The organism is Mycobacterium sp. 1245801.1, assembly GCF_001673055.1.
Lineage (GTDB): Bacteria > Actinomycetota > Actinomycetes > Mycobacteriales > Mycobacteriaceae > Mycobacterium > Mycobacterium europaeum_A.
On the sequence record NZ_LZKY01000387.1, the window covers coordinates 1 to 5,687 of the forward strand.

5 protein-coding genes are annotated in these 5,687 nt (G+C 61.4%); 3 read left to right on the forward strand and 2 right to left on the reverse strand.

Annotation, left to right across the window (positions count from 1 at the left end):
• Positions 1-321: 321 nt before the first annotated feature.
• From A5622_RS29395 to A5622_RS24570, 3 genes are read left to right on the forward strand one after another with little or no spacing between them, the layout of a single operon-like run.
• The gene (locus tag A5622_RS29395; protein WP_156748764.1) at positions 322-459 is read left to right on the forward strand and encodes a GMC family oxidoreductase N-terminal domain-containing protein; all 138 of its coding nucleotides are present in this window, start codon (positions 322-324) and stop codon (positions 457-459) included.
• Positions 456-1,298, forward strand: coding sequence for an alpha/beta hydrolase (locus A5622_RS24565; RefSeq protein ID WP_156753079.1), 843 nt, complete (start codon positions 456-458; stop codon positions 1,296-1,298). Before A5622_RS29395 ends, A5622_RS24565 begins: the two co-directional genes overlap by 4 nt.
• A 37-nt stretch (positions 1,299-1,335) precedes the next feature.
• Positions 1,336-2,919 carry an AMP-binding protein gene (locus tag A5622_RS24570; protein ID WP_066881767.1) on the forward strand — a complete coding sequence of 528 codons (1,584 nt, stop codon included), beginning with the start codon at positions 1,336-1,338 and terminating at the stop codon, positions 2,917-2,919.
• A 189-nt stretch (positions 2,920-3,108) separates the two neighbouring features.
• Here A5622_RS24570 and A5622_RS28680 read toward each other — a convergent pair whose 3' ends face one another.
• A complete protein-coding gene (locus A5622_RS28680; protein ID WP_232003034.1) occupies positions 3,109-3,696 on the reverse strand; it encodes a CGNR zinc finger domain-containing protein in 588 nt (195 codons plus the stop codon).
• A 201-nt stretch (positions 3,697-3,897) separates the two neighbouring features.
• Positions 3,898-5,457, reverse strand: a complete 1,560-nt coding sequence (locus tag A5622_RS24575; RefSeq protein WP_156753080.1) for a GMC family oxidoreductase — start codon at positions 5,455-5,457, stop codon at positions 3,898-3,900.
• Positions 5,458-5,687: the final 230 nt, after the last annotated feature.

The following is a 5,687-nucleotide window of genomic DNA, read 5'->3' on the forward strand; positions in this document are numbered from 1 at the left end:
AGGGCGGCCGCTTGCTGCTCGAACAGGGCCGTGTCCGGCAGGCCAGGGGTACCAATGGTTTGTCGGATGCGGTTACCGAGCGTGCTGGGTGCGTCCTTGGCCACCCCCGTGAACGCGTCGAGCCCGGCTTCACGCATCATTCGGCGCCGACACCACGGCTGGGGCGCACATCCGGCGGGTGCGTCTCCGAATGCACCAGTGGCTCCGCCCACGATCACTGGTGGCCTTGGTGTTCTTTGTCAGTTTGATTCGAGTTGAACCTTTTTCGTGGCCGGCGCGTTCTAGTGAGATAGCGATCGTTATTCCATCGAGGAGGTTGTGATGGCAGGTGTGGTGGAGCAGCGGTACGACGTTGTCGTGTGTGGTGCCGGGACGTCGGGGGCGGTGGTTGCGCGTCGACTCACCGCGAATCCTGATGTGTCGGTGTTGCTGGCGGAGTGCGCCTGGGTCCGAGTGTGACGAATCCCTTCCACAACCACCACGAAGCGACGAAAACAGGGATAAGGATGCTCGAATTGTTTGACACCGGAAGGCCCACTCAAAAACGTCGGCATTCGATCGTTTTCGTGCACGGAGCTTGGCATGCCGCCTGGTGCTGGCAGGAAAATTTCGTTGCCTTCTTCGTCGACCGGGGATTTCGCGTCTTGGCGCCCAGTCTGCGCGGTCACGGCCACAGCTCGTTGAGCAAGTCGCTGCGGTTGTGTTCGATTGCCGACTACGTCACCGATCTTTGTGAGGTCGTCGGCTCGCTCCCAGAGCCGCCCATCCTCGTCGGGCATTCCATGGGCGGCTTTGTCGTGCAGAAGTATCTTGAAACGCACGACGCACCAGCGGCCGTACTGATGGCTTCGACCCCACCACGCGGCGGCCAGCTTGACTCCGTAATGCGCATGATATGTCGTCACCCTTGGCGTTCAACCAAATTCGCCCTGACCGCCAACCCGCTAGATCTAGTGGGGACGTCCGCTGGTGCACGGCAGTTGTTCTTCGGTGAGGATGCGCCAGACAGCCTCGTCGACAGTTTTACGCGGCTCATCCAACCCGACAGCACGCGGGCGATGATGTTTGACACGGTGGTCGGTGATCTGGTCAAAACCAAGAAAGTCCGCTCGCCGATGTTGATCATCGGCGGCGAGCACGACCAAATTTATCGGCCCAAACACGTGCGTCGAACCGCCGCGGCCTACGGAACCAAACCGGTCCTCATTCCCGGCGTCGGGCACGAGATGATGCTCGAACCTCAGTGGAGGGCGGTCGCCGGATTGATCGAATCCTGGCTGACAAACCAAGGGCTCTAAGACCGCAGTCAAAGAACACCAACCAGATTGGAGTACGGTGAGCTTCACCAGCCCCTTCCCAGATGTCTGCATTCCCGACGTCCCTGTCTTCAATTACCTGTTCGACGGCATCACCGACGACGACCGCCAGCGCGTCGCGCTCGTCGAGGCGAACACGGGTGCCACGACACACTACGGGGAGCTGATTGATCACATCGAAGCATTCGCTGCGAATCTTGTCGCCCGCGGAGTCGGCGTCGGTGACGTGGTCGGTCTACTTTCACCCAACAGCACAGCATTCGCAGTCGCGTTTCACGGCATCCTGCGAGCAGGAGCGACCGCAACCACATTCAACGTGTTGTCGACAGCGGATGAAATTGCCCGGCAGTTGCGCGATTCACATGCTCGGATGATGCTGGCCGTCGATGAGCACCGCGAGAAGGCCGAAACCGCTGCCGCGCAAATGGGACTCGCGCCCGGCGAGGTGCTTATGCTCGACGAAGTCGATTTCAGGTCCCAGCCGGCGGTTCACTGCGCTGGTGCCAGAAGCTTTGATCCGGCCGACCACTTGGCGGTGCTCCCCTACAGCTCCGGCACCACCGGTCTTCCAAAGGGGGTGATGCTGACCCACCGCAACCTGGTAGCCAATGCCGCCCAAGTTCAACCCCTCAACCTCGTCGGTCCCGACGACGTCGTTCTGGCCGTACTGCCGTTCTTTCACATCTATGGCTTGTCTGTGCTGCTGACGGCTTCACTGGTGCCGCGCGCGAAGCTGGTCGTTATGCCTTCGTTCGACCTGGCCGCGTTCTTGGGCGCCATTCAGGATCACCGGTGCACCAAGGCATTCATCGTGCCACCGGTGGCCGTCGCGCTGGCCAAGCACCCAATGGTGGATTCTTACGACCTGTCCTCGCTGGAAGTCGTCATGTGTGGTGCCGCGCCGCTAGACGGCGAACTCGCACGCACGGTGGGCGCCCGACTCGGTGTGGCGGTGCTGCAGGGCTTCGGAATGAGTGAGCTGAGCGGAGTCGGCCACAGCATGCCCGTCGACGGGGGGCGGGATACGATAGGCGTTGTCGCGCAGGTGCATTCCTGCGGGTGGACTCTCCCGAACACGGTCAGCAAGCTTGTTGCGCCCGAGACCGGTGTCGAGATCGCGGTCCCCGACTACGGTGTCAGCGCAGCAGGCGAGCTGTGGATCAAGGGCCCGAATGTGATGATCGGCTACCTCGGCAACGATGAGGCGACAGCCGACACCATCGACGAGCACGGGTTCCTACACACAGGAGACCTGGCGTGCGTCGACGCCGACGGCTGTGTCTATATCATCGACCGCCTCAAGGAACTCATCAAATATAAGGGCTATCAGGTGGCGCCCGCTGAACTCGAGGCACTGTTGCTGACCCACCCCGCGATAGTGGATGCCGCCGTGGTTCCAGCCATAGACCCCAAGTCCGGCGAGGAAATCCCCAAGGCGTTTGTCGTCACCCCATCCTCCGCTTCGCTGACTGCCGCCGAGGTGATGGAGTTCGTGGCTAGAAGCGTCGCTCCATACAAAAAGATTCGTCAGGTCGAATTCACCACATTCATCCCGAAATCGGCATCTGGAAAGATTCTCCGCAAAAATCTCAGGGAGCGCTGAGATCCCGCTTAACGATCAACCGCCCGTACACCTCGCTCGTAATGCCCATCCGGCGGTGGGATGCAGCCATGACACGAAAGCCCAAGACTGCCTACGCTCGAAGTGGTGATCTGCACCTCGCTTTAACAGATTATGAGCGATCGCGTCGCTGCCGACCTTGCCGGTTCGCCTCGTTCAGCCGGTTGATCGTCACCGATCTTCTGGGCGTCGGCAGTAGTCATGCTGTCCCGGAGCGTTTGCGTTCGCGCGCTCACGTTCGTCGCGTCGGCGCGCCCGAAGTGCTCGCAGGTTCGCGGCGTTTCCGCACCTCTTTGCGTTGCACCATGCGCCGCTGTTGTTCTTCGAGCGGTCGTAAAACGTTGTCCCGCAAAATGGCTTGCGGCATTGCTTGATCCGTCTCCATGTGTCATTCAGCTGACTTCGATAGATCTCGCTGAAGAGGGCCGACGCTAGCCAACGCCAGCCGCTGCCGGTGGGCATTATCTGCAGTCCATTGCAGTCCGACAGAGCGAAGGCTCCGCGAATGGAACTGATACAGCTCAGGCGCCGACTATCGGGGGATCTTCCGTTGACCATTTTCGCGATGCCGTCGCGCAACTCCCGGAGTTTCGGCAGATCCTCTAGCTTGAGCGACGGCGGTTGGGCGTCGGCGCCTCGCAGCGCCGCCCACTTGGGCACCGTAGCGGCGCACCAGTTTCCTGTCAGTTTGACGTCGAGCAGCAGATCGGTGTCGTACCCCTGGATGGGGGCCGTGTTGAGAAATTCCTGAACCAGCACCAAGCTGTCGGGCGCGACTCCGAATTGACCTTGGCGTGGCTCGAACCGTTGTGAAGGCATCGGTTGTCAGGTGCAGGTGGCGTGGGGGTCGGCAGGTTGCAGCGTCGATTGCATCCATCCTCCATTTCTGCGATGGCTGGATTGACTTGTGGTACATATCCGATGGCGATGACGAATGAGAGACTCTGCGGCGCAACACTTTTAGATTCGATGGTCAACTTTGATGAATTGTGCAGCCAGCTCGCCAATCACGACGCACGGTGCCATGGTGTTGGCCGTGCTGATACGCGGGATGATGGAGGCATCGGCGACACGCAGGCCCTCGATGCCGTAGACCTTCAGGTGTCCGTCGACCACCGACATCGAGTCACGCCCCATCTTTGCGGTTCCGCATTCGTGCCAGTAGGTGGTGACGGCGTCGCGCAGATACGTCTCCAACTCGGTGCCGGTCAGGTCGCCGGGCATGACGTCGCGCGCGACGAAAGGTCGAAGCTCTCGGGAGTTGCCGATCTCGCGCAAGGTTTCGATGCACGCGATCGCGGTCTTGAAGTCTTCGGGGTCTGATAGCGCGCCAGCTTCGATCCGGATTGGATCGGTCGGGTCGGGGCCGGACAACCGGAGTCGACCGCGACTGTAGGGGTGCGTGGGCGCGCCGAACAACGTCCAACCGCTCCGCGGCAGACCGTATTTCGCGGCATTTTCGGCTGTCGCTTTCGGGAATGGCCCTGAGCATGCGAAGAGGTCCGGACCCTGGACATCGGCAGCGCCGGAATCCCAAAACAGTGCCGACCCCACCTGAGTGCTGCCCTGGATGGTTTCGGGAAACTCCCAGACACAGTCGAACCCATAGTGGTCTTGAAGGTTGCGCCCGATCCCGGGCAGGTGCTGGCGAACGGGCACGCCGACTCGATGCAGTTCATCTTGGTCGCCAATGCCGGAGTGCATGAGCACCTTGGGCGTGTGAATCGCACCGAGCGACAGCACGACCTCGGCGCTGGCGCGCACCCGGTGAACCGCGCCGTCATGGACGACCTCGACACCGGTGGCACGGTTGCCGTCAAAGAGCACGCGGGTGACCATCGCGTGCGGCACCACCGTCAGATTCGGCTGCCGCTGATGCGGGGCGACGTACGTGCCAAACACCGATAGGCGTTTGTTGTCGCGGCAGCGCAGGTCGACGATGGCAGCGCCGCGGGTCTCCTCCATCAGGCGGCCGTTGGCGCTTTGATACGTCGGAATTCCCAGTGCCCTAGCGGCTTCCAGCGTCGCTGCGGCGAGCGGATGCGCATCGGGCGCCGGTTGTACGAACACCAGCCCACCCCTGCCCCGATGATTTGGCTCACCGACGCCATGCCAATCTTCGATCCGGCGATACAAATCAAGGACGTTTGCGTATCCCCACGCCGGCTCAGCGGCTTCAGAGGCGTAGTGGTCCCAGTCGCTGCGGTGCCCCCGCGCCCAAATCATGAGGTTGATACCGGACCCGCCACCGAGCACTTTGCCCATTGAAAACGCGATCGCGCGTCCATGAAGCCGGCCGTCAGGATCGGAGAGGAATCCCCAATCACGTTCGCTGCCAAGGTTCGATGGCCACTGACTTGCCTCGGTCACACTGGGGACGTCATCGCTGCCACCGGCCTCCAACAGTAAGACCTTGATGTCGGGATTTTCGGCCAACCGACCGGCGATCGCCGATCCCGACGAGCCAGCACCGCAGACGATGATGTCGTAGTCGAACCGCTGCTTCAACACAGTATCCACAAAGTTCTCCTGATCGTTCTCTAGGTGTACTTCTATAAAGACGTGCCGAAAGGGCGCTCGGTTCAACATGACTCAAGTCCCGCGTGGCCGCTCCCTGTCACTGGAGAAACACCATGCCGACGCGACCTCCAGCAACCGGCCCGAACCGACCACGCCCGCAACGGTTTACAAGTGCCCTGATGCCTGCCCTACGGAGTAGGGGACAGCAATCGCCAAGCCCTTTGCAGCAC

Excerpts from the sequence above, each read along its gene's own strand:
- A5622_RS29395 (WP_156748764.1), top strand. The coding sequence starts at position 322 with ATGGCAGGTGTGGTGGAGCAGCGGTACGACGTTGTCGTGTGTGGTGCC.